This window comes from Haematobacter genomosp. 1 (genome assembly GCF_002196855.1).
Classification (GTDB): Bacteria; Pseudomonadota; Alphaproteobacteria; order Rhodobacterales; family Rhodobacteraceae; genus Haematobacter.
This window is the reverse complement of sequence record NZ_NIPW01000007.1, coordinates 19,053-40,573: the sequence shown is the minus strand read 5'-3', so window position 1 is coordinate 40,573 and position 21,521 is coordinate 19,053. Positions and strand designations below refer to the sequence as shown.

Genomic DNA, 21,521 nt, shown 5'->3' with positions numbered 1-21,521 from the left:
ATCAGTCTCCTTCAGCGGGATCGCTCCCGTCCAGACAGGACAGGAGCAGGTGCAGCGGGCGGCTTTCGCTGTCCGCACGATAGACGAGCGAGATATTGGCGGTAACGCCGGTCTCCGTCAGCGGGCGGTAAACGACCCCGCTCATTTGGATGTTGCGAATGGCTTCGGGCACGATGGCCACGCCCAACCCCGCCGCCACAAGGCTTACGATGGAGGCAAACTGCGGCGAGCGTTGCACGATGTTCGGCGTAATGCCCGCCACAGCGCAAGCCGCGTGCATCGCCGCCGAAAAGCCCGTCTGCGGCGGAAGATGCGTGGCGACGAAAGGGTCGCGCGACAACGCGGCCAGCGCGACGCGTTTTTCCACCGCGAGGGGGTGGTCGGAGGGCAGGGCAATCCACAGGCTCTCCTCGCAGAGCGTCCTGCTGGCCACATTTTCCGGCATGTCGGGATAGGGCAACCGCACGATCCCCGCATCCAGATTTCCCGCGGCGATCTCCGGTATCTGCTGGTCGAGGTCCATGAGGCGCAGTGTCAGCACCGTTTCGGGCGCCCGCGCGCGGTAGTCACGGACAAGCTCAGTCAGCACGCCGTTGAAGGCCGCCGCGCCGATATAGCCAAGCGCCAGTTCCCCCATCATGCCGCGCCCGGCGCGAAGCGCTATGTCTTCCGCCCGCCGGGCCTGTCGCAAAACGGCGCGCGCTTCGGGCAGGATCAGCGCACCGGCCGGCGCGATGCGCACCCGTCGCCGGTTCCGATCGAACAGCACGGCGCCGACGACCTCTTCCATCTGCTGTAGTTGAAGCGTGAGCTGCGGCTGCGAGATGTTCAGCCGCACCGCCGCGTGGCCAAAGTGCAGTTCCTCTGCCAGAACGACGAGAAGTTCGTAGTGTTTGAGCGTGAGCACGTATCATTCAGCCGCTGTTATCAGAAAGACAGATAACAAAATCCGCCGGAAGGGCAACGGCTTCTCGCCAAGCACATAGAGCAGGAGTGATACGGCCCTTATCCCTGCGTGATCGGCCGGAGACTGCGAGCCACGTCCTGAAGCGCACGAAAAGCGGTGTATCGCCTGGTGTGAAGCGTCGCGATATCGCCGCCCGCTGGCCAGACCGTCTCTCCGGTCGAGGAAAGCCGCGACATGCCGTCCCGCATGTCGGTGACCAGACCGCCGGCCATGGCACCAAGGATGGCGGAGCCGAGCAGCACCGGTTCGTCGGATTTCGCGGAAAGCACCGGCAGGCCCGTCGTATCGGCAAGAAGCTGGCGCACGAGCGGCAGTTGCCCGGCGCCGCCGGAGATCATGATCCGCTCCACATGCGCGCCGGCCTGCTCCTGCGTCTCGACGATCTGCCGCAATCCGTAGCCGATACCGCAAAGCCCCGCGACATAGAGCGCAGCGAGGCTGTCGATATCCCGCTCCATGCCCAGCCCGGCGATGACGGCGCGGGCATGGGGGTCGGCGAAGGGCGCGCGGTTTCCGAGGAACTCCGGCACCACATGAAGCCCATCCGCCAGCAGCACCGCCTCGGGGAGGGAGGACGCCCGGTACGCAGCCCGTGTAGCAAGGAACGCGGGCAGGCTTTCTCCCTCCGCCCGCGCCATTTCGGCTGCTTCCTGCGTGGCGGGGTGGGAAGCGATGAGCTGTTCGATTGCGGCGCCCGCGGCGGACTGCCCGCCCTCGTTCAGCCACATGCCGGGCACCATTGCGGAAAAGTACGGGCCCCAGACACCGGGGACGAAAACGGGTTCCGCCGTGGTTGTCATGGTGCAGGAGGAAGTGCCGAACACGTAGGCGAGATTGGCCACGGGATCGCCCTCGGCCCCGACGGTGCCTATGCCCCCCGCATGCGCGTCGATCAGGCCCGCGCCCACCGGCGTACCGGGAAGAAGCCCGAGTTCCGACGCAGCCCTCTCTGTCAGCCCCTCGCCAAGCGGCGTGCCCGGCTCGACGATCCGGGTGCCGATACGGGCAAACTGCTCATCGGCCAGTTGGCCCAATCCGATCTGGCGGAAATAGCTCGCATCCCAGCGGCCTTCATGCGCGAGGTAGGTCCATTTGCAGGTGACCGTGCAGGTCGAGCGGGCAATATCCCCCGTCGCGCGCCATGTGAGAAAATCCGCCAGATCGAAGAACCCCCACGCGGCGTCGAACACCTCCGGCCGGTTCTCCCGCAGCCACAGGAGTTTCGGCGTTTCCATCTCCGGCGAGATGCGACCGCCGACATAGGCGAGCACCGGATGGCCTTGGGCATTGATGCGCTCGGCCTGTCCGACGGCGCGGTGATCCATCCAGACGATGATGTCGCGGGCGGGGTCTTCCGAGGGGCCGACGGGCAGGGGGGCGCCGCCTTCGCCCAGAACGACGAGCGAGCATGTGGCGTCGAACCCGACGCCCAGCACATCCTCCGGTCCAAGAGCGGCGCGCGCCATCGCCTCCCGCACCGCATGGCACACAGCAGACCAGATATCGGCGCTCGACTGCTCAACGATACCGCCCGGCTCCCGCCACAGCCGGATGGGGTGGCTCGCCGAAGCCAGTGCCTGCCCCGAAAGGTCGAAAAGTCCGGCCCGCGCGCTGCCCGTGCCGACATCGATGCCCAGAACCGCCTGCATCTCAGAGATCCACGCTGTTGGGCAGAATGACGAGATCGCGCACCACCACACCCCGCGGGCGTGTGAGCATGAAGACCACTGCCTCCGCCACTTCACTGGGCTGCATGAGGGAGCCGTTGGCCAGTGCCTCCTCCATCTTCGCCTTCGGCCAGTCATCCAGAAGGGCGGTGACGACCGGGCCGGGCAGAACGGCACCGACGCGGACCCCATGGGGGGCAACCTGACGGCGGGTCGTGTGGACGAACGCCTGAACGGCGAATTTGGAGGCAGTGTAGATGGGCTCCCACACCACCGGCACAACGCCGGCGACGGAAGACGTAAAGAGGATGTCACCGGTCTTCCGCTCGATCATATACGGCAGAACCGCGTGGACAGACCGGAAGGCGGCGTTGATGTTGAGGTTCAGCATTCGGTCCCAGGCATCCGGGTCGCCCTCGGCCACCGGACCGCCGATATAGGCCCCGGCATTGGCGTGAAAGATGTCGAGCGATCCCGCGAGGTCGAGGATGCGCGGGAGAAGGCCCGAGACTTGCGGACCGTCCAGCAGATCGACGGTAAGCGGCAGTGCTGCTGGCCCGATCTCGGCGCAGAGCGCCTTCAGCCGCTCCTCCGCCCGGTCGATCAGCACCACGGTCGCCCCTTCGGCCACCAGCGTACGGGCGCATTCCAGCCCGATGCCAGAGGCCGCACCGGTGATCGCAGCCACCTTGCCGCTAAGCGGTTCCGCCATGTTTTCGTCCTTTTTATGCGCGGCCGTGGCTGACGCGCGACTGCCGCGCGAGACTGTCAACGATAACCGCGATTGCCAGCACCCCGCCCGTGATCATGTAACGGAGCGAAGAGCTGAGGTTGAGAAGCGTCAGACCGTTGGAGATGGCCTGAATGACAATGATCCCCAGAAGGGCCGAATAGGCACTCCCCCGTCCGCCGAAGAGCGACGTGCCCCCGATCACCGCCGCCGCGATGGCGTTCAGGTTGACGTCGCCCGTGCCCGCCTGCTGGCTTGCCGAAGCGAGCCGCGCGGCGGAAAGCACACCCCCCAGCGCCGCCAGCGTGGAGCAGAGCACGAAAGCGGAAATGGTGATCCGCCGCACATCGATGCCCGCCCGCCGCGCGGCTTCCGAATTGCCCCCTGTCGCGAACATGGACCGGCCCCATTTCGTCCGGGTGAGCGCATAATCCATCACCACGACGAGAGCGACGAACAGCACGAACATGTAGGGGATGCCGCGCCCCTGATTGAGATACCACACCGCGAATTCGATCCCGATCGTCAGCGCCGCAGCCTTGAGGATCAGCACGCTGAGGCCGGGATAGGAGAGATTGGCCGCCGCGCGCCGCTGCATCGTCCTGAGGCCGAGCAGAAGCATTGCCGCACCCGGAAGCGCAGCCAGAATGTAGGAAAGCCAGTCCGGCATCACAAGGATCTGGCCGAAGCGCACCAGCGGTGACGCATAGGGCAGGTTGATCGACCCGCTCGGCCCCAGAATGTAGAGCTGCAACCCCAGGAGCGCCAGCAGCCCGGAGAGGGTGGAGACGAAGCTCGGCATCCCGAACCGGTTGAGCAACACGCCATAGATCAGACCCACCAGCGCCCCGAAGACCAGCGCCGCCAGAATGGCGAGCGGCAGCGCGACACCCATGTTCACCCAGAGGACGCCGACGATGGCGGAGGCCAGCCCGCTCATTGATCCCACCGACAGGTCGATCTGCCCCAGCATCAGGACCGCCACGATACCGAGCGAAATAAACCCGACCGTCGCACAGTCGAAGAGCAGGTTCACGAGGTTGTTGGGCGCCAGAAATACCGGGTTCAGCACGCTGAACACGGCCGAGATCACGATCAGACCGACAATGACCGGCAGCATGCCGAGATCACCTGAGCGCACCCGGTCGATGAAGCCGGTGAATGCGCCACCCAGCCCCTCGTCCCGGCGGAGACGGCTGTCGGAGCGGTCAAGACGTGCGGCATCGGCCTTGCGGTCGGGAAGGGTCATTGCTGAAGTTCCTGCTCCTTGCGGGCGCGTCGGCGAGAGACGGCATTCTCCGTCGCTCCGGTGATTGCGGCGATCAGTTCCGCATGCGGCACATCGGCATCGAAGGTGCCGCTGTTCCGCCCGAGCCTCAGCACGGCGATGCGATCGGCCACGGCGCGCACGTCTTCCATGTTATGGCTGATGATGATGACGCCAAGGCCCCGATCCCGCACCCGCTCTATCAGGTTCAGCACCTCGGCCGTCTGCGCGACGCCAAGCGCTGCGGTCGGTTCATCCAGCATGATGATGCGCGGATCGAGCAGGAGCGAGCGCGCGATGGCCACCGTCTGCCGCTGCCCGCCGGAAAGCGAGGCGATGGGTTCCCGGACCGAAGGGATCCGCGCGGCCAGTTCGCTCAGCAGCGTCCAAGCGCGCACCTCCATGGCCACCTCATCGAGCCGGAGGGGGGAAAGCTCCTGCCCGAGGAAAAGGTTCGCCACCACATCGAGGTTCTCGCACAGCGCGAGATCCTGAAACACGGTGGCGATGCCCATCTCCAGCGCCTTGCGCGGGCTGTCGAGCGTGACCGGCTTGCCCATGAACTCTATGGTGCCCGAACTGGGTTGATGGACGCCGGCCAGCACCTTGACCAACGTCGATTTTCCCGCGCCGTTGTCACCGACCAGCGCCACCACCTCTCCCGCCCGCACGTCGAGCGAAATGTCGGTGAGCGCAGAAACCGCGCCGAACTGCTTGGAAATCCCCTTGAGCCGCAGGATAGGCGTGTCGGTCGTGTCTCCGGGAACACTCCTGACGCTTTCCGGCGCGGCTGCCGCGCTGGCGCCGACTTGCTCCGCTGTCATATGGGGTCACCCTTCCTTGTAACCGCCCCCCTTCCCGTCATGGCGGGAAGGGGGGCGCGCCATCACTGGATACCGAGCTTCACGCAGGCCGCGGCATATTCGCCGGTGCAGACCTCTGAGGCCTTCTGGATACCCTTGTCGAAAATCTCTGCCTTGATGTTCTCCGCGGTCACCACGGCCGGAACGAAAAGCCGCGATGGCGTGTCGTAAAGGGTGGCCTTCGCCTCCGGCTTCTCACCTTTCAGAAAAGCGGCGACGACCTCCGCTGCAGCCGCCGCGACGACTTCCGAGGGTTTGGAGATGGTATTATACTGGTCTCCGGCGATGATGAGCTGCAACGCGGCGATCGTCGCGTCATTGCCGGTGACGGGGGGGACAGGGTTCACCCCGGCGGCCTTGAAGGCCGCGATGGCGCCGCCCGCCGTGCCGTCATTCGCCGCGACGACACCCTTGATGTCGGCACCGAAGCGGGTGATCTGGCCCGCAGCCCATTCCTGCGCCTTGGGAGGCGCCCATTCGGGCGTATCGAATTCGGAAAGCGTCTTGTAGTCCGATGCCTGCAGCGTTGCATGAATACCGTCGCGGATCAGACCCGCCGCCGCGTCGGTGGGAGACCCGTTGATCTGAAGCACCCCGGCGCCCGACGGCACGCCCGCCGCTTTCATATGATCAACGAGCGACTGCGCGATTGCCTGCCCAATCGCCTTGTTGTCGAAGGAGACGTAATAGTCGGCGGGCTTGTCCGGGATCGGGCGGTCATAGGCGATGACCTTGACGTCCTGGGACTGTGCAATTTCCACCAGCGCAGCGGCGGCGGCGCTGTCTACCGGGTCCAGCACGATGACTTTCGCGCCTTGCGTGATCACCGAGTTGAACTGCTGCTGCTGAAGCGCCGCGTTGCCGTTGGCGTTCTGGTAGATCACCGTGCAGCCCGCACAGAGCTTCGCCATCGCCGCTTTGAAGCCGGGGAAGTCGTGTTGCTCATAGCGGGTCGAGGCCTGATCCGGCATCAGGAAGGCCACGGTCGCATTGTCCTGCGCCAGGGCAGCTGTGCCCAGCGTGGCAACCGTAAGGCTCATGGCGACGCCTGCCGCAAGACGCGGAGCGAATGCGCCTGAAAAACGTGTGGATGTCATCTCTTTCCTCCCAGCGAGATGTCGTAGCTGTCCGGGCGTCGTGTATTGACCACGCGCCCGATTCTCCCAGCTACACCGATTGTGCAAATCCGCTCAATCGGTGTAGCATGATTGAAAAACATGATGCAGAATGTCAAGAGCATCCAGCGCAGACCAAGTGGAGACCGTCGATGAAGGGAGCAGAGGGCGACAGCCTCCCCGCGGAAGAAACGGCCCAGCGACGGCGGCCCACGATCTATGATCTCGCCTCGCTCGCCGGCACCTCCCCGAGTGCGGTGAGCGCCGTGCTCAACGGCAGCTGGAAGAAGCGGCGGATCAGCGCGGGACTGGCCGACCGGATCAACCGCGTCGCGGAGGAGCAGGGCTATGCGGTGAACCGGCAGGCCAGCGCGCTCCGGTCCGCCCGCTCGGGCATCGTGGGCATGATCGTCCCGAAATACGACAACCGCTATTTCGGGGCGATTGCCGAACAATTCGAGGCCGGCGCACGGGAGCGGGGGCTGTTTCCCGTCATCACCTGCACCCAGCGCGACCCGGAACTGGAGATGGAGGCCGCGCGGGAATTGTTGTCCTACCAGGTGGATTGTCTCGTCGCGACCGGGGCCACCGATCCTGACCGGATCGCCGAGCTCTGCGCGGCTTCCGGGGTGCGCACGCTCAACCTCGACCTGCCCGGACGGGCGGCGCCCTCGGTGGTTTCGGACAATTTCGGCGGTGCCCGCGATCTGTCACATCTCATCCTGACGCGCACGGAGACGGCCTTCGGGCGCAGAAAGCCGTTGATGTTTCTGGGTGGCAGGCGGACCGACCACAATACGCTCGAACGGATCCGGGGGTTTCGCGCTGCGCATGAGGCGGCTGGAATCCCCTTGCAGGAGGCGCATATCCTTCCCTGCGGTTATGCTGCCGACAAGGTGGAGCACGCTCTCGACGCGCTGGAAGGTCCACTGGCGGACGGTATCTTCGTCAATTCCACCATCGCGCTGGAAGGGGTCGTGCGGTGGCTGAAAAGGCGGCGGCTTGATCCCGAGGCCTGTCTTTTCGGCTGTTTCGACTGGGATCCCTTCGCCGCTCTGCTGACGGGCAACGTCGGCATGGTGCGTCAGGACGTGCCCGCCATGCTGACGGCGCTGTTCGCCCTGCTCGATGACAGGGCGAAAGCACCGCAGGCCAAAGGACAGATCGTCGTGCCCGTGCTGATGGAACCCGTCGGCTAGCTAGCTTAGATGCCGAGATATGCCTCGCGTATCCGCGGGTCCTCGATCAGCGCCTCAGCCGGACCCGAAATGGTGATACCGCCCGTTTCCATCACATAACCCCGATCCGCGATCTTCAGGGCGCCGAAGGCGTTCTGCTCTACCAGAAGCACCGTGACGCCCCTGTCCTTCAGCCCCTTCACTACCTCGAAGATCTGTTGCACAATGATCGGAGCCAATCCCATCGACGGCTCATCCAGCAGCAGGCAGGCGGGACGTCCCATCAGCGCGCGGGCCATGGCGAGCATCTGCTGCTGACCGCCCGACAGGCCGCCAGCGGCCAGATTGCGCTTCTCGCGCAGGATCGGGAACATGCCGAATGCATCCTGCATGTCCTTCTCCACCTGCTCGTCCGAATAGAGATAGGCACCGAGCCGCAGGTTCTCCTCCACCGTGAGGTTGGTGAAGATCTGCCGCCCCTCCGGCGATTGGGTCAGCCCCCGCGCGGGCCGCCGGTACGCGGGCACGGCGGTGATCTCCTCACCCCGGAAGACGATCGAACCCGCGGTCACGGGTTGAACACCAGAAAGGCATCGGAGCAGCGTCGTCTTGCCCGCGCCATTGGCGCCAACCACCGTCACGATTTCGCCCGCGTCAACGCGGAGGTCCACGCCATGAAGCACCTCGATCCGCCCGTAGCGGGAGCGCAGCCCGTCAACCTTCAGCATGTTCGGCCCCCAGATAGGCGGCGATCACCGCAGGATTGCGGCTGACCGTGGCCGGATCGCCTTCGGCGATCTTTTCGCCATGGTCCAGCACGACGATATGGCTGGAGATCCGCATCACCATCTTCATGTCGTGTTCGACCAGCAATATGGCGACTCCTGATGCGGCCACAGCGGCGATGAGGTGGTCGATCTCCTCCGTCTCCACGGCATTGCATCCGGCCGCGGGTTCGTCGAGCAGCAGGATCTTGGGTTCCAATGCGAGGGCGCGGGCGATCTCCAGCCGTTTGAGCGAGCCGTAGGACAGGCTGCCCGCCTCTCTCCCCGCCACACGGTCGAGGCCGACGCGCGCGAGCAGGGCCATCGCGCCCTCTTCCGCCTCCCGCGCGCGGCGACGTGCGGCAGGCAGCGCCAGCATATCCGCCAGCACTGTCCCCCGCTCCCGCAGGTGATAGCCGGTCACCGCATTTTCCAGCACGGTCATCGACTGGAAAATCTGCAGGTTCTGGAAGGTCCGGCTCATTCCGCGGCGCGCGAGCAGATGCGGCGCGAAGCCGGTTACATCCTCACCCGCCAACATGACCCGCCCCGAACCCGGCTGGTAAAGGCCCGATATCATGTTGAACAGCGTGGTCTTGCCCGCCCCGTTCGGTCCGATGACAGAGGCGATTTCTCCGGAGCGGACGGAAAAACTCACGTCGTTTACTGCTTTCAGCCCGCCAAAGGCGATGCCCAGCCCCTCCACCGAGAGAAGCGGATTACCGTCGCGCATCATTCCCTGTTCCTCCGCAGCTTGCGCAGGAGGGAGGGCAGCAACCCCTGCGGCAGGAAGATCATCACCAGAACCATCACCAGCCCCAGAACCATCTGCTCGTATTCGGCAAACACCGTCAGCACCTGCGGCAGCACCGTCAGAAGCGCGGTACCGAAAATCGCGCCCAGAACCGAACCGACGCCGCCAAGGACCGCCATCGTCACCATCTCTATCGAGTGCATGAAACCTGCGACATCGGGAGTGATGAACTTGTTTTGGAGCGCCAGAAGCGAACCGGAAACGGAGGCATAGACCGCAGAAATCACGAAGGCCTTGAGCTTCATCCGCGAGACGTCGATCCCAACGGTGCTCGCCGCGACCTCCGATCCATGGAGCGCCCGCAACGCCCGTCCCGTGGGGCTGTCATGCAGGTTGAGCGCCAGCCACGCGCCGAGGATCATGCAAATGCCGCAGAAGAAATACCAGAACTCGCCATTCGACAGGTCGAGCCCCATGCCCTTCAGCACAGCCCGGAGGCCGAGTTCCGGCACTGCCATCCCATCCGGCCCGCCGGTAAGCGCGCGCTCATTGTTCAGCACCATGGAGACGAGAATGCCGAAGCCCAGCGTGGCGACCCCCAGATAGTAGCCCTTCAGCCGCAGGATCGGGCGTCCCACCAGATAGGCGAGAGCAGCGGAAACCGCCGCGCCGAGAAGGATGGAAAGCGCGGGTGACAACCCCAGATGTACTGGTGCCAGCGCACAGGCATAGGCGCCGATCCCGGCGAAACCGGCATGTCCAAGGCTGATCTGCCCGGCATAGCCGATCAGGATGACGATGCCCGTCACCGCGATAGCGTTCACGAACACCAGTGCCCCCACCCGGTAGTAGAAGCTGGAGGGAAACAGCAGCGGCGACAATGCAACGAGCGCGATCAGCACCATCAGCGTGGCGGTTTTCGTATTGAACCTCATGGCATCAGACCCGTTCTGTCGATTTGCGCCCGAACAGCCCCTGCGGCCGGACGAAGAGAACGAGCAGGATCATCACGAAGGCCACCGCATCCTTGTACTGTGAGGAGAGGTAACCGGCGGTAAGCGCCTCTATCAGCCCGAGCAGGAAGCCGCCCACCAGCGCGCCCTTGGGATTGCCCATGCCGCCCAGCATCGCCGCGGCGAAACCTTTCAGCGCGAACCCGATCCCGACACTGTAGGCCGTGAGCGTGATCGGCGTCGCCAACACCCCGGCCAGCGCTCCGATGGCGGCGGACAGCGCAAAGGACAGGGTCATCACGAAGGTCGTGTTGATCCCCACCAATTGTGCTGCCAGCCGGTTGTTGGAGGTGGCGAGCACCGCGCGTCCCAGCAGCGTCCTGGTAAAGAATGCCCACAGCCCGACGAAGACCGCGATCGCGCCACCGATGACCCACAGGCTCTGCGGCAGGATCGTGGCCCCTCCGATGCGAAGCGGCGTATCGCCGGAAAACGCGGGAAAGCTGTGGATCTGCTTGTCGAAGACCACTTGCGCGCCGCCCTGTATGAAGATCGACACCCCGATGGTGATGATGATGACCGACACCACAGGCGCGCCGCGTGCCGGTTCGATGGCGAGCTTGTTGATCGCCACGCCCACCGCCGCAGTCACCACGATGGCAATCAGGGCGGCCAGCGGCAGAGGTACGCCCGCCGCGTGAGCGAACCACGTGATCATCCCGCCCAGCATGACGAATTCGCCCTGGGCGAAATTGACCACGTCGGAAGCGTTGTAGATGATCGTGAAACCGAGCGCGACGAGCGCGTAAACCGCGCCGACCGTCACACCGGAAAAGATGAACTGTAGGAATTCCGACACTTGGGCTGCTCCCGTGGGCGGTAACCTGAGGATCGCCCCGCCGTGGAGCGGGGCACTGGCTGTCGTCCGGGGGCCGGGATCTCTCGGCCGGCGCGATCCGGTCAGTCGACCGGAACCCAGTTGCCGTCCTTGATCTCCAGCATACGGAAGGCCGACAGATCGAGCCCGAGATGGTCCTCGGGGCCGAACGTGTAGATCCCGGTCGTCCCGGCAAGACCGGAGGTTGCCTCGATCGCATCGCGGATGTCGCCCGGATCCGTGGACCCGGCACGCTTGATCGCATCGGTGAGGATCAGGAAGGCATCATGGGCATAGCCGCCGAATGTGCCGACAGGGGTTCCGGTCGCCGCCTCATAGGCCGCCTTGTAGCTGGTGACCGGCGCCTTCTGCGGATCCCCGTCGGCCAGCAGATCGGCGATGAGCAGCGCGGTCCCGGGCAGGCGGATCCCTTCGGCGGCTTCCGCGCCGGCCAGCTCGATGAAGCCCGCCGAGGCGACGCCATGCGACTGATAGAAGGGCAGACCGATTGCCAGCTGCTTGTAGTTCCGCGTCACGATGGACGGCCCCTGCCCGAAGCCGGGGTTCAGAACGGCCTGCACGCCGGGCGTGCCCTTGATCTTGGTCAATTGCGCGGTCATGTCGGAATCGCGGGGATCGTAGGTCTCGTCTGCCACGACTTCGATACCGTAATCGCCGACGACCGCTTTGCACTGGGCCTGCATGGACGCGCCGAACCCGTCCGTGCCGGAGATCATGCCGATCTTCGTATAGCCCTGCTTCTTCATATCCTCGAAGATCTTCTGGCAGGCCATGCGATCGGTATGGGGCGTCTTGAAGGTGAAAGGCTTGACCGGCTGAATGATGTCTATGGCCCCGGCGAGAGAGATGAACGGCACCTCCGCATCTTCCGCCACCGCAAGGATCGACATCGACGTGCCCGTGCTCGTTCCACCGATGATTGCCACGACCTCGTCATCCTCGATCAGCCGGGTCGCAAAGGTGCGGGCCTTGTTGGGGTCGCCGCCGTCATCATAGAGCACCAGCGTGATCGGCTCGCCGTCCAGCCCGCCCGCCGCATTCGCCTTTTCGACCAGCATGTGCAGTGTCTTGGCCTCGGGGTCGCCAAGAAAGGCGGCAGGTCCCGTCGCGGAGATACTGGCGCCGATCTTGATCTCCGCGGATGCACCGGATGGCAGCAGCGCCGCCACGCCAAGAGCCAGGCCAGCCAACGCGGTAGTGGTCATTGCCTTCTTCATCGGTCTCTCCTCCCAGAAACGTTATTGTCAGGTGATTATTTGCGGGGCGGCCGATTTTCCCGACCTCGGCACGACGGAACGGACGCGCGCGCAGGGACGTGTTGGCCGTTCGCTGTCGAACAGGTCAGTCATGGCAGGCCTCCCCAGGGCGTCTCCCTCGCCCTGCTTTATCATTGACCGACCGGTCGGTGTATGCAACATGATTCTTGGAGGGCCCGTCAGATATTGGGCCGGGAGACGAAAATGACATCGACAGTAGGCTCGGCGCTGGCCGAAGGCGTCTTGACGCTGACCCTTAATCGTCCCGAAAAACTGAACTCATTCAATGAGGAGATGCACACAGCGCTCCGTGCGGGGTTTCAGCGGGCCAAGGACGATCCTGCGATTCGAGCGGTGCTGCTGACAGGTGCGGGCAGGGGATTCTGTGCCGGACAGGATCTGGGCGACCGGGATCCCCGCAAGTCCGAGGACGCCCCCGATCTCGGCGCGACGCTGGAGACATGGTACAATCCGACCCTTCGCCTGATCCGCGCGTTGGAGAAACCAGTCGTCTGTGCGGTGAACGGGGTTGCTGCGGGGGCGGGCGCCAACATCGCGCTGGCCTGTGATATCGTGATCGCGGCCCGCTCGGCGAAGTTCATTCAGGCCTTCTCCCGCATCGGCCTTGTCCCCGACGCGGGCGGAAGCTGGAGCCTCGCGCGGATACTGGGTGAACCGCGGGCAAAGGCGCTCGCCCTGACGGCAGAGCCGCTGATGGCGCAGACGGCGGCCGATTGGGGTCTCATCTGGCAGGCCGTCGACGATGCGGATCTCATGCCTGTCGCCACGACCCTTGCGAAGAGCCTGGCCGCAGGCCCGACGCTTGGCCTCGGCCTGACGAAGCGGCTCATTCAGGCCGCTGCGACCAATGACATGGATGCGCAGCTCGACCTTGAGCGCGATTGTCAGCGAGAGGCGGGGCGAAGCGCGGACTACGCCGAAGGCGTTACCGCCTTTCTGGGAAAACGCCCTCCGGTCTTCGTCGGAAAATGAGCTTTGACATGAAACCTGTCAGTCAGATGACCCCGGAAGAAGTGGCAAAGGCCTCCGCCGCCGCCATGTGGCAGGGCGATACGGCGAGCCAAGGGCTCGGCATGCAGCTTCGCCACATGGCGCCCGGCGAGGCGACGATGACGATGACGGTGACCCCGGCCATGTCGAACGGCCACGGCAATTGCCACGGCGGCTTCATGTTCGCCCTCGCCGATAGCACCTTTGCCTTCGCCTGCAACAGCTACAATCAGGCCGTTGTCGCCCAGCACTGCTCCATCACCTACATCGCGCCCGGTCAGGTGGGCGATGTGCTCACGGCGGAAGCGCGCGAGGTCTCGCGCCGCGGCCGGTCGGGCATCTACGACATTCGCATCACCAATCAGCGCGGAGAGCATATTGCCGAGTTCCGCGGCCATTCCCGCAGCGTGAAAGGCACACACCTGCCCGTCGAAGACTGACGGGAGTCCGCTGCGTTCAGACACTCCAAGGGAGGAGCACCATGGAAGACCTGACCCCTCGCAAAGAGGATCTGGACCCGATCGAAACCGCCTCGCGGGATGAGATCGAGGCCCTTCAGTTCGATCGCATGAAGCGGTCGCTGGCTCATGCCTACGCGAACTCGGCCTTTTACCGCCGCCGGTTCGATGAGGCAGGCGCGCACCCGGATGATCTGCATTCGCTGAAGGATCTGGCGAAATTCCCGTTCACGGTGAAGCAGGACCTCCGCGATACTTATCCCTTCGGGATGTTCGCGGTCCCGCGGGAGAAGCTCGCCCGGATACACGGCTCGTCCGGCACGACCGGCAAACCCACCGTGGTGGGGTACACGCAGAACGACATCGACGTCTGGGCGGGGCTGATCGCGCGGTCCATCCGGGCGGGCGGCGGGCGGCCGGGTGACATCCTGCACAACGCCTATGGTTACGGCCTGTTCACCGGCGGGCTCGGCGCGCATTACGGCGCGGAGAAGCTGGGCTGCACCGTCGTTCCCATGTCCGGCGGCATGACCGAACGTCAGGTCACGCTCATCAACGACTTCGAGCCGCGCGTCATCATGGTAACGCCGAGCTACATGCTCTCCATCCTGGACGAGTTCCGCAGGCAGGGTGTCGATCCGCGCAAATCCTCCCTCGCCGTCGGCATCTTCGGTGCGGAACCGTGGACGAACGCCATGCGGAAGGAGATCGAGGATGCCTTCGACATGCATGCCGTGGACATCTATGGCCTGTCGGAGATCATGGGTCCTGGTGTCGCCATGGAATGTGTCGAGACGAAAGACGGGCTGCATTTCTGGGAAGACCATTTCTATCCCGAGATCATCGACCCCGTTACCGGCGCGCCGCTGCCGGACGGCGAAATGGGTGAACTCGTCATCACCACGCTGACCAAGGAGGGGTTGCCCATGGTGCGATATCGCACGCGCGACCTCACCCGGCTTCTCCCCGGTACGGCGCGGAGCATGCGGCGGATCGAGAAGATCACCGGGCGCTCGGACGACATGATCATCCTGCGCGGGGTCAACGTCTTTCCGACGCAGATCGAGGAGCAGGTGCTGAAATGCCGGGGGCTTGCGCCGCATTTTCAGATCGAACTCACCCGATCCGGCCGGATGGACAATCTTACGGTACATGTGGAATGCATGCCTGATCACGCGGCAGAAGACGCGCGCACGAAATCCGCCAGGGAGCTTGCGCATCACATCAAGTCGATCGTCGGCGTATCCACCCGGATCGAAGTGCATGACTGCGAGGGTATCTCCCGCTCCGACGGCAAGGCGAAGCGGGTCATCGACAACCGGCCGAAAAGCTGAAATCAGTCCGCCGACGCTGGGTCGGCGGACTGCTCCGCCTCAGGGCGATGTCAGGAGGGGCGACCCATGGCGCGAACGCGGGCGCAGGATTTTGAGGAAAAGCGGCGCGTGATCCTTGATTGCGCGGCGCAGGTCTTTGCCGAACAAGGCATGGACAAGGCTTCCATGTCTCAGATAGCGGCTCAGGCGCAGGTATCCAAGGCGCTTCTCTATCACTACTATCCGGGCAAGGACGCGCTGATCTTTGCCATCATCGTCACGCATCTGACGGAGCTGGACAGCGTCGTGGCAGAGGCGGACGACCCTGCACTCTCTCCCGATCAACGTCTCCGCCAGCTTGTCGGTTCAGTGCTGGAAGCCTATCGCGGCGCAGATAACGAACACAAGGTGCAGCTCAATGCTGCCTCCACCCTCTCCGAAGCGCAGCGAGAGGAAATTCTCATGATCGAACGCCGTATCGTCCGCCGTTTCTCCACCGTCCTCGACCAGTTGAACCCGGAGCTGAAGGACAGGGAAAGACCGCTGCTCACGCCGGTCACAATGTCGCTCTTCGGCATGATGAACTGGATGTACATGTGGTTCCGCGAGGGGGGACGTATCAGCCGCGAGGATTACGCCGACGTGGCGACGACGCTGATCCTTGAAGGGATCCGCGCCGTCCGCTGACAGCCTGCAGAAGGAAGGGCGGGTCCGTCGCCGGACCCTATCCTCTCACTCCGCCGCGTGCGCGGCCGCCATCGGCCAGCTTTTCGCCACCATGGTCAGCACGTCATACTGCGCGACGACCTCTCCCTTTTGGTTGGTGACGCGGCAGTCCCAGCGCACCTCGCCGTGGTCGGCATTGGCGCGCGGATTGATCTCCTTGCATGTCAGACGGACCTGAAGCGTATCGCCAAAATAGACCGGCGTCAGGAAACGGAGGTTGTCCACACCGTAATTGGCAAGGACAGGCCCGGGATTCGGCTCCACGAACAGCCCGGCGGCGAACGAGGCGATAAGATAGCCATGCGCCACCCGGCCGTCGAAGAACGGATTCGCCTTCGCCGCGGCCTCATCCATGTGGGCATAGAACGTATCGCCGGTGAAATCGGCGAAATGCTCCACATCCTCCTGGGTCACCTGCCGGGCAGCGGTGATGAGCTGGTCGCCGATCTGCAGGTCTTCCAGAGACTTGCGGAAGGGATGGATATCGCTCCGCACCTCCGCCCCATCCATCCAGCGCCCGGTGACGGCGGAGAGAAGACGGGGCGTCCCCTGCACGGCGGTGCGCTGCATGTAATGCTTCACGCCCCGCATCCCGCCCATTTCCTCGCCACCCCCCGCGCGGCCCGGGCCGCCATGCACCAGCGGCGCGAGCGGCGATCCATGGCCGGTGGAGGTCTTGGCGGAGGCGCGGTTGCCGATGAGGATCCGTCCGTGGAACGGGGCAGCTTCCACAACCGCCGCTTCCGCGACGCGGGGGTCGTCGGTAAAGACGGAAGCGACCAGCGATCCCTTGCCCATGCGGGTAAGGGCCAGCGCCTCGTCCAGATCGTCGTATGGCATGACGGTGGAGACCGGGCCGAATGCCTCGACCTCGTGCACTGCAGCGGCGCTGAAGGGCTGGGCTGCATGCAGCAGGACAGGGTTGAGGAAGGCTCCCCTGTCCGCATCGCCCGTTGCCAGCGTGACGGTGTCGGGATCACCTGCGACGATTTCCGCCACCTTGGAAAGTTCCGCGATCCGGGCGCGCACTTCCTCCCGCTGGGCGAGGCTGGCGAGCGCTCCCATGCGGGTGGCTTCGTCCTCCGGCAGGCCGGGCGGCGTCTTGGCGAGCCGCGACTGCAGCGCGTCCACAAGCGCCTCAACCTGACCGCGGGGAGCGATGACACGCCGGATGGCGGTACATTTCTGCCCTGCCTTGGACGTCATCTCCCGTGCGACCTCTTTCACGAACAGGTCGAACTCCGGCGTGCCCGCGACCGCGTCCGGCCCGAGGACAGAGGCGTTCAGGCTGTCGGCCTCCATGGTGAAGCGCGTGGAATTGCCCACGATGGAGGGATGGGCGCGGAGCGATTGGCCCGTCGCGGCCGACCCGGTGAAGGTCACGACATCCTGCCCGGTCATGTGATCGAGCATATCACCCACCGAGCCGCAGATGAGCTGAAGCGCGCCCTCCGGCAGAAGACCCGTCTCCACGATGCGGCGCACGACAAGTTCCGTGAGATAGGCCGTCTGGCTTGCCGGTTTCACCACGCAGGGCATGCCCGCGATGAGGCTGGGCGCGATCTTTTCCAACATCCCCCAGACGGGAAAGTTGTAAGCGTTGATATGCACCGCGACGCCCTGAAGCGGGGTCAGGATATGCTGGGCGACAAAGCTGCCGTCGCGGGAAAGCCCCTCCACGTCGCCCTCGGTGAGCACGCGGGCATTGGGGAGTTCACGGCGTGCCTTCGAGGCATAGGTCAGCATCGTGCCGATGCCGCCTTCGATATCCACCCATCCATCGGCACGGGTCGCCCCGGTGCGGAAGCTCTCGGTGTAGAACTCCTCCTTCCGCTCCATCAGCGCCATCCCCAACGCACGGAGCATCAGGGCGCGGTCATGGAAGCTCATGGCGCGCAGCCTTGCGCCTGCCTTCCGTCCGTGGTCGAGCACATCGGCAAAGTCGATCCCGGTGGAGTCGATGGTCGCGACCTCCGCCCCGGTGGCTGCATCAAGCAAGGTGACGCCCGTCTTCTGACCCGGCGCCCATGCGCCGCAGACATAGCTTTCGAGACGGCGCGGGGGCTGGACGGTTGCGGTCATTGGGGTTCCTCAAACGTGGTCTGACAGCGGGTCATCCCCGCACGGGATTACAGGCCGAGATCGGCCAGATGTTGCTGGCTGCACTGCTCCCAGCGGGCGCGCAGCTCCTCATTCGTCTCGTGCCGGAGGCCGAAGCGCTGCAATGTCGCGAACCGGTCCGATCCGGCCACTCCGAAGCCCGCTCCGACCCGGGGCCACCAGTAATCCACCGCGACACGCACACCTTCCCGGTCGGAAAGCACGAGCTGCGCAAGGCCCTCCGATCCGAGTTCCCGATGCCGCTTCTCACGCGGGGCGATGGCGCGGAACACCTCGGCCAGCGGCGCATAGGAGAGGCGGGTCAACTCGCCCATCTGGACACCCGTCGCCAAGCCCTGCAACACGTTCATCACCACGGCATCCGTCCAGCCGGTGATCGGATAGTGAAAAACCGAAAGGCGCATATCGCCTTCCTGCCGCGCCTGGCCCAGATCCGCATCGCGCGGCAGACGGGCGGCCCAGTCATGGGTCGTCTCATAGCGGGCCGCATCGGCGCCGAAGCTGGCCATCACCGCCAGCACCCGCTCCGCATGGTCCGCCTTCTCCAACGTGATGCGGCTTGCGGCGATCCGTGCCTTGATGCCGGGCGCATGATTGATTGACGCAGCGAATCCGGCGGAGGCTGCAAGCTCGCTGTCCACGAAAGAGGACATCAAACGCAGAAGCTCTCCCCGGTAGCGGGCGGGCACGTTGTCAGGTGTCGTCAGCACTCCGCCCTGTGCGAGATACTCTTCTACGGAGATCGCATCATTCATCATAGGTCACCACGACGCGGTCGCTGAGCGGCATGGCTTGGCAGGAGAGGACATAGCCCGCGCGGACCTCATAATCCTCCAGCGCATGGTTCACCGCCATTTCCACCTCGCCCTCCAGCACCTTGCAGCGGCAGGTGGAGCATACACCCGCCTTGCAGGCATAGGGCGCGTCCATCTGGGCCGCGATCGCCGCATCGAGGATCGACTGCCCCTGCCGCGGCATCTCGAAGGTCCGGGTCGCCCCGTCGAGCGTCACCGTCGCCTGCGTGCCGGCACCGGGGTTGACCGCCCCGCGTGACACCGCACGGGCCTTGGCCCGGCCCGGTTGTCCGCTGGCGAAAAGCTCGAACTTGATCTGGTCGTCCCGCAGCCCCTGAGCGCGCAGGCTCTCCGCAATGGCCAGCATCATCGGCTCCGGCCCGCAGATGAAGGCGGTGTCTATTGAATCCGCATCAAGCCAGTGGGTGAACAGCCCGCGCATCTTCTCTGCGTCGATCCGGCCGGTGAACAGGTCGATCTCCTGTCCCTCCTGCTCCAGCACATGGATGATGGACAGCCGCCCGAGATAGAGGTTCTTCAGATCCTCCAGCTCCTCCCGGAACATGATCGTGTTGATCTGGCGGTTGGAATAGACCAGCGTGAACCTGGACCCCGGCTCCCGCGCCAGCACCGTCTTGATGATCGACAGCAAAGGGGTGATCCCGGAGCCGCCCGCGAAGCCCAGATACTGGCGGGACGCCCGCGGGTCCAGCTCGGTGAAGAACCGGCCCATGGGCGGCATCGCCTCGATCTGGTCGCCGACGCCCAGCATCTCGTTGGCCCAGGTGGAGAAGGCCCCGCCATCCACCCGCTTGATCCCGACCTTCAGGCAACCCTCGTCGCGCCCCGCGCAGATGGAGTAGCTGCGGCGCAGCTCCTCGCCATCGAAATCATGGCGAAAGGTCAGATACTGGCCCTGCGTGAAGTCGAACAGTGGCCTGTCCTCCTCCCGCGGGCGGAGGGTGACGACAACGGCGTCGCGAGTCTCACGGCGCACATCGGTGACGGTCAACGGATGGAAGCGTGCCATTTGGGTATCCTCGGCATCCTAGATGCACTTGAAGTAATCGAAAGGCTCCAGACAATCCTGGCAGCGATAGCTCGCCTTGCAGGGCGTGGAGCCGAACTGGCTGATCTTCTCGGTCCGGGCGGAGCCGCAGCGGGGGCAGGCAATGGTCAGGTTGCTGCTGCCCGCCAGCCGGGAGATCCGCCCCGCCAGCCGCCCGTCCGCCGCGGTGCCATCGACAGGCGGCGCGATCCCGTAGTCGCGGAGCTTCTGCCGGCCTTCCTCGGTCAGCCAGTCCGTCGTCCAGGGCGGGGACAACTGCCGCTTGAGCCGCACCTGTTCTATGCCCCGGTTCTGCAGTGCCGTCTCGATATCAAGGTTGATGATCGCGGTGGCAGGACAGCCGGAATAGGTGGGCGTGACGGTGACGACCAGGGTTTCGCCCTCCCACGCCACGTCGCGGATGATGCCCAGATCGGTCAGGCTGATGACCGGGATCTCCGGGTCCGGCACTTCGGAAAGCCAGTGCCAGACCTCTGCCAGATCGGGATGCGCAGTGCCGTCCATCGCATCACCAGCGCGCGCCGGGATAGGCGCGTTGCAGGAACTGCATCTCGGCCAGAATGTAGCCCAGATGTTCGCTGTGCAGGCCGCGCTTGCCGCCACGGCCCTTCACGCCGTGCTGCCAGACATCGGCAGGCAGGGTCAGCGTGGCCTCGGCCAGCACATCCCGCACCGTGCGGTCCCATGCGTCCTTCAGGCTTGAGGACAACGGAGCGATGCCCGCCTCCGCAACGTCGCGGTCGAGATCGTCATCCGCAAACATCTCGCCCGTATAGGGATAGAGCAGGTCGAGCGCCTTCTGCATCCGGTCACGGCTTTCCGCGCTGCCATCCCCGAGACGGATCACGAGATCGGCGGAGCGTTCGAGATGATAAGCCACCTCCTTTTCCGCCTTGGCCGCGATTTCCGCCACACGCATGTCGGTCGAGCCCTTCAAGGCGCCCATCAGTTCCAGGTGGAATGCGTCGAACAGGAACTGCCGCATCAGGGTCTGGCCGAAGTCGCCATTCGGGCGTTCGACCAGCAAGAGATTGCGGAAGGCACCGGCATCGCGCAGATAGGCCAGATCGTCCGCGCTGCGGCCCTTGCCCTCCACCTCCCCGGCATATTCCAGCCAGAGCTGACACTGACCGATGAGATCGAGCGCCTGGTTAGCGAGCGCGATATCCTCCTCCAGCGCGGGGGCATGGCCGCACCACTCGGAGACCCTGTGTCCAAGGATCAGCGCATTGTCACCGAGCCGCTGAAGCCATTCGGCCAGGGTGGCCCTGCTTACCGTTTCAACCGCGACGCCCATCACATATGCCCGATTTCTTCGGGAATGTCGAAGAAGGTCGGATGACGATAGACCTTGCTGTTCGACGGCTCGAACAGCGGCCCCTTGTCGGATGGCGACGAAGCGGTGATCTCGTTCGAGCGCACGACCCAGATCGAAACGCCTTCGTTGCGCCGGGTATAGACGTCGCGTGCGTTACGGATCGCCATCTCCGCATCGGGCGCATGCAGGCTGCCGACGTGACGGTGATTAAGGCCGTGCTGACCACGGATGAAGATTTCCCACAGGGGCCATTCGCTGGACATGTCTTGCTCCTCCCGGGAGGCTGGATATTCTGGCTG

General features: G+C 64.7%; 22 protein-coding genes. 5 read left to right on the top strand and 17 right to left on the bottom strand.

The window, feature by feature from the left end:
- Window position 1 precedes the first annotated feature (1 nt).
- From CDV49_RS04665 to CDV49_RS04640, 6 genes are all read right to left on the bottom strand, one after another.
- Window positions 2-907 (bottom strand): LysR family transcriptional regulator, encoded by a 906-nt coding sequence (locus CDV49_RS04665; protein WP_088214407.1) that lies wholly within the window; start codon window positions 905-907, stop codon window positions 2-4.
- Window positions 908-1,005: 98 nt separating this feature from the next.
- Complete coding sequence (locus CDV49_RS04660; RefSeq protein WP_088214406.1) at window positions 1,006-2,616, bottom strand: FGGY-family carbohydrate kinase; 1,611 nt, start codon at window positions 2,614-2,616, stop codon at window positions 1,006-1,008.
- 1 nt (window position 2,617) lies between these two features.
- Window positions 2,618-3,346 carry an SDR family oxidoreductase gene (locus CDV49_RS04655; protein ID WP_088214405.1) on the bottom strand — a complete coding sequence of 243 codons (729 nt, stop codon included), beginning with the start codon at window positions 3,344-3,346 and terminating at the stop codon, window positions 2,618-2,620.
- A 13-nt stretch (window positions 3,347-3,359) separates the two neighbouring features.
- Window positions 3,360-4,613, bottom strand: a complete 1,254-nt coding sequence (locus CDV49_RS04650; RefSeq protein WP_088214404.1) for a sugar ABC transporter permease — start codon at window positions 4,611-4,613, stop codon at window positions 3,360-3,362.
- Window positions 4,610-5,455, bottom strand: coding sequence for an ATP-binding cassette domain-containing protein (locus tag CDV49_RS04645; RefSeq protein ID WP_088214403.1), 846 nt, complete (start codon window positions 5,453-5,455; stop codon window positions 4,610-4,612). Before CDV49_RS04645 ends, CDV49_RS04650 begins: the two co-directional genes overlap by 4 nt.
- Window positions 5,456-5,517: 62 nt before the next feature.
- Window positions 5,518-6,591 carry an ABC transporter substrate-binding protein gene (locus CDV49_RS04640; RefSeq protein ID WP_256947236.1) on the bottom strand — a complete coding sequence of 358 codons (1,074 nt, stop codon included), beginning with the start codon at window positions 6,589-6,591 and terminating at the stop codon, window positions 5,518-5,520.
- 170 nt (window positions 6,592-6,761) lie between these two features.
- Between CDV49_RS04640 and CDV49_RS04635 the strand changes: the two genes are divergently transcribed.
- On the top strand, window positions 6,762-7,808 hold the full coding sequence (locus CDV49_RS04635; protein ID WP_088214402.1) for a substrate-binding domain-containing protein: 1,047 nt from the start codon (window positions 6,762-6,764) through the stop codon (window positions 7,806-7,808).
- A 5-nt stretch (window positions 7,809-7,813) separates the two neighbouring features.
- Here the strand turns inward: CDV49_RS04635 and CDV49_RS04630 are convergent, their stop codons facing one another.
- The 5 genes from CDV49_RS04630 to CDV49_RS04610 all read right to left on the bottom strand — a co-directional run bounded on the left by CDV49_RS04630 (window position 7,814) and on the right by CDV49_RS04610 (window position 12,373).
- Entirely contained in the window at window positions 7,814-8,515 is a 702-nt protein-coding gene (locus CDV49_RS04630; RefSeq protein WP_088214401.1) for an ABC transporter ATP-binding protein, read from the bottom strand.
- Entirely contained in the window at window positions 8,502-9,287 is a 786-nt protein-coding gene (locus CDV49_RS04625) for an ABC transporter ATP-binding protein (RefSeq protein ID WP_256947235.1), read from the bottom strand. Before CDV49_RS04625 ends, CDV49_RS04630 begins: the two co-directional genes overlap by 14 nt.
- Window positions 9,284-10,240, bottom strand: coding sequence for a branched-chain amino acid ABC transporter permease (locus CDV49_RS04620; protein WP_088214400.1), 957 nt, complete (start codon window positions 10,238-10,240; stop codon window positions 9,284-9,286). The genes CDV49_RS04625 and CDV49_RS04620 overlap by 4 nt, the downstream gene beginning before the upstream one ends.
- A 4-nt stretch (window positions 10,241-10,244) precedes the next feature.
- On the bottom strand, window positions 10,245-11,117 hold the full coding sequence (locus CDV49_RS04615) for a branched-chain amino acid ABC transporter permease (RefSeq protein ID WP_088214399.1): 873 nt from the start codon (window positions 11,115-11,117) through the stop codon (window positions 10,245-10,247).
- 101 nt (window positions 11,118-11,218) lie between these two features.
- Window positions 11,219-12,373, bottom strand: coding sequence for an ABC transporter substrate-binding protein (locus CDV49_RS04610; RefSeq protein ID WP_088214398.1), 1,155 nt, complete (start codon window positions 12,371-12,373; stop codon window positions 11,219-11,221).
- A 243-nt stretch (window positions 12,374-12,616) separates the two neighbouring features.
- Here CDV49_RS04610 and paaG point away from each other — a divergent pair, with 243 nt between their 5' ends.
- From paaG to CDV49_RS04590, 4 genes are all read left to right on the top strand, one after another.
- Window positions 12,617-13,405: a 2-(1,2-epoxy-1,2-dihydrophenyl)acetyl-CoA isomerase PaaG gene (gene paaG, locus CDV49_RS04605; protein WP_088214397.1), complete on the top strand. Its 789-nt coding sequence runs from the start codon at window positions 12,617-12,619 to the stop codon at window positions 13,403-13,405.
- A gap of 26 nt (window positions 13,406-13,431) precedes the next feature.
- On the top strand, window positions 13,432-13,863 hold the full coding sequence (gene paaI / locus CDV49_RS04600; RefSeq protein ID WP_218821894.1) for a hydroxyphenylacetyl-CoA thioesterase PaaI: 432 nt from the start codon (window positions 13,432-13,434) through the stop codon (window positions 13,861-13,863).
- A gap of 41 nt (window positions 13,864-13,904) precedes the next feature.
- Window positions 13,905-15,215: a phenylacetate--CoA ligase PaaK gene (gene paaK, locus CDV49_RS04595; RefSeq protein ID WP_088214396.1), complete on the top strand. Its 1,311-nt coding sequence runs from the start codon at window positions 13,905-13,907 to the stop codon at window positions 15,213-15,215.
- 66 nt (window positions 15,216-15,281) lie between these two features.
- A complete protein-coding gene (locus CDV49_RS04590) occupies window positions 15,282-15,881 on the top strand; it encodes a TetR/AcrR family transcriptional regulator (RefSeq protein WP_088214395.1) in 600 nt (199 codons plus the stop codon).
- 45 nt (window positions 15,882-15,926) lie between these two features.
- Here CDV49_RS04590 and paaZ read toward each other — a convergent pair whose 3' ends face one another.
- From paaZ to paaB, 6 genes are read right to left on the bottom strand one after another with little or no spacing between them, the layout of a single operon-like run.
- Window positions 15,927-18,002 (bottom strand): phenylacetic acid degradation bifunctional protein PaaZ, encoded by a 2,076-nt coding sequence (paaZ, locus tag CDV49_RS04585; RefSeq protein WP_088214394.1) that lies wholly within the window; start codon window positions 18,000-18,002, stop codon window positions 15,927-15,929.
- Window positions 18,003-18,049: 47 nt separating this feature from the next.
- Window positions 18,050-18,796: a Phenylacetic acid catabolic protein gene (locus CDV49_RS04580; RefSeq protein WP_088214528.1), complete on the bottom strand. Its 747-nt coding sequence runs from the start codon at window positions 18,794-18,796 to the stop codon at window positions 18,050-18,052.
- The gene (gene paaE, locus CDV49_RS04575) at window positions 18,789-19,865 is read right to left on the bottom strand and encodes a 1,2-phenylacetyl-CoA epoxidase subunit PaaE (RefSeq protein WP_088214393.1); all 1,077 of its coding nucleotides are present in this window, start codon (window positions 19,863-19,865) and stop codon (window positions 18,789-18,791) included. Before paaE ends, CDV49_RS04580 begins: the two co-directional genes overlap by 8 nt.
- 18 nt (window positions 19,866-19,883) lie before the next feature.
- Window positions 19,884-20,408, bottom strand: a complete 525-nt coding sequence (paaD, locus tag CDV49_RS04570; RefSeq protein ID WP_088214392.1) for a 1,2-phenylacetyl-CoA epoxidase subunit PaaD — start codon at window positions 20,406-20,408, stop codon at window positions 19,884-19,886.
- Between the two features lie 4 nt (window positions 20,409-20,412).
- The gene (gene paaC / locus CDV49_RS04565) at window positions 20,413-21,201 is read right to left on the bottom strand and encodes a 1,2-phenylacetyl-CoA epoxidase subunit PaaC (protein ID WP_088214391.1); all 789 of its coding nucleotides are present in this window, start codon (window positions 21,199-21,201) and stop codon (window positions 20,413-20,415) included.
- A complete protein-coding gene (gene paaB / locus CDV49_RS04560) occupies window positions 21,201-21,485 on the bottom strand; it encodes a 1,2-phenylacetyl-CoA epoxidase subunit PaaB (protein ID WP_035709888.1) in 285 nt (94 codons plus the stop codon). Before paaB ends, paaC begins: the two co-directional genes overlap by 1 nt.
- Window positions 21,486-21,521: the final 36 nt, after the last annotated feature.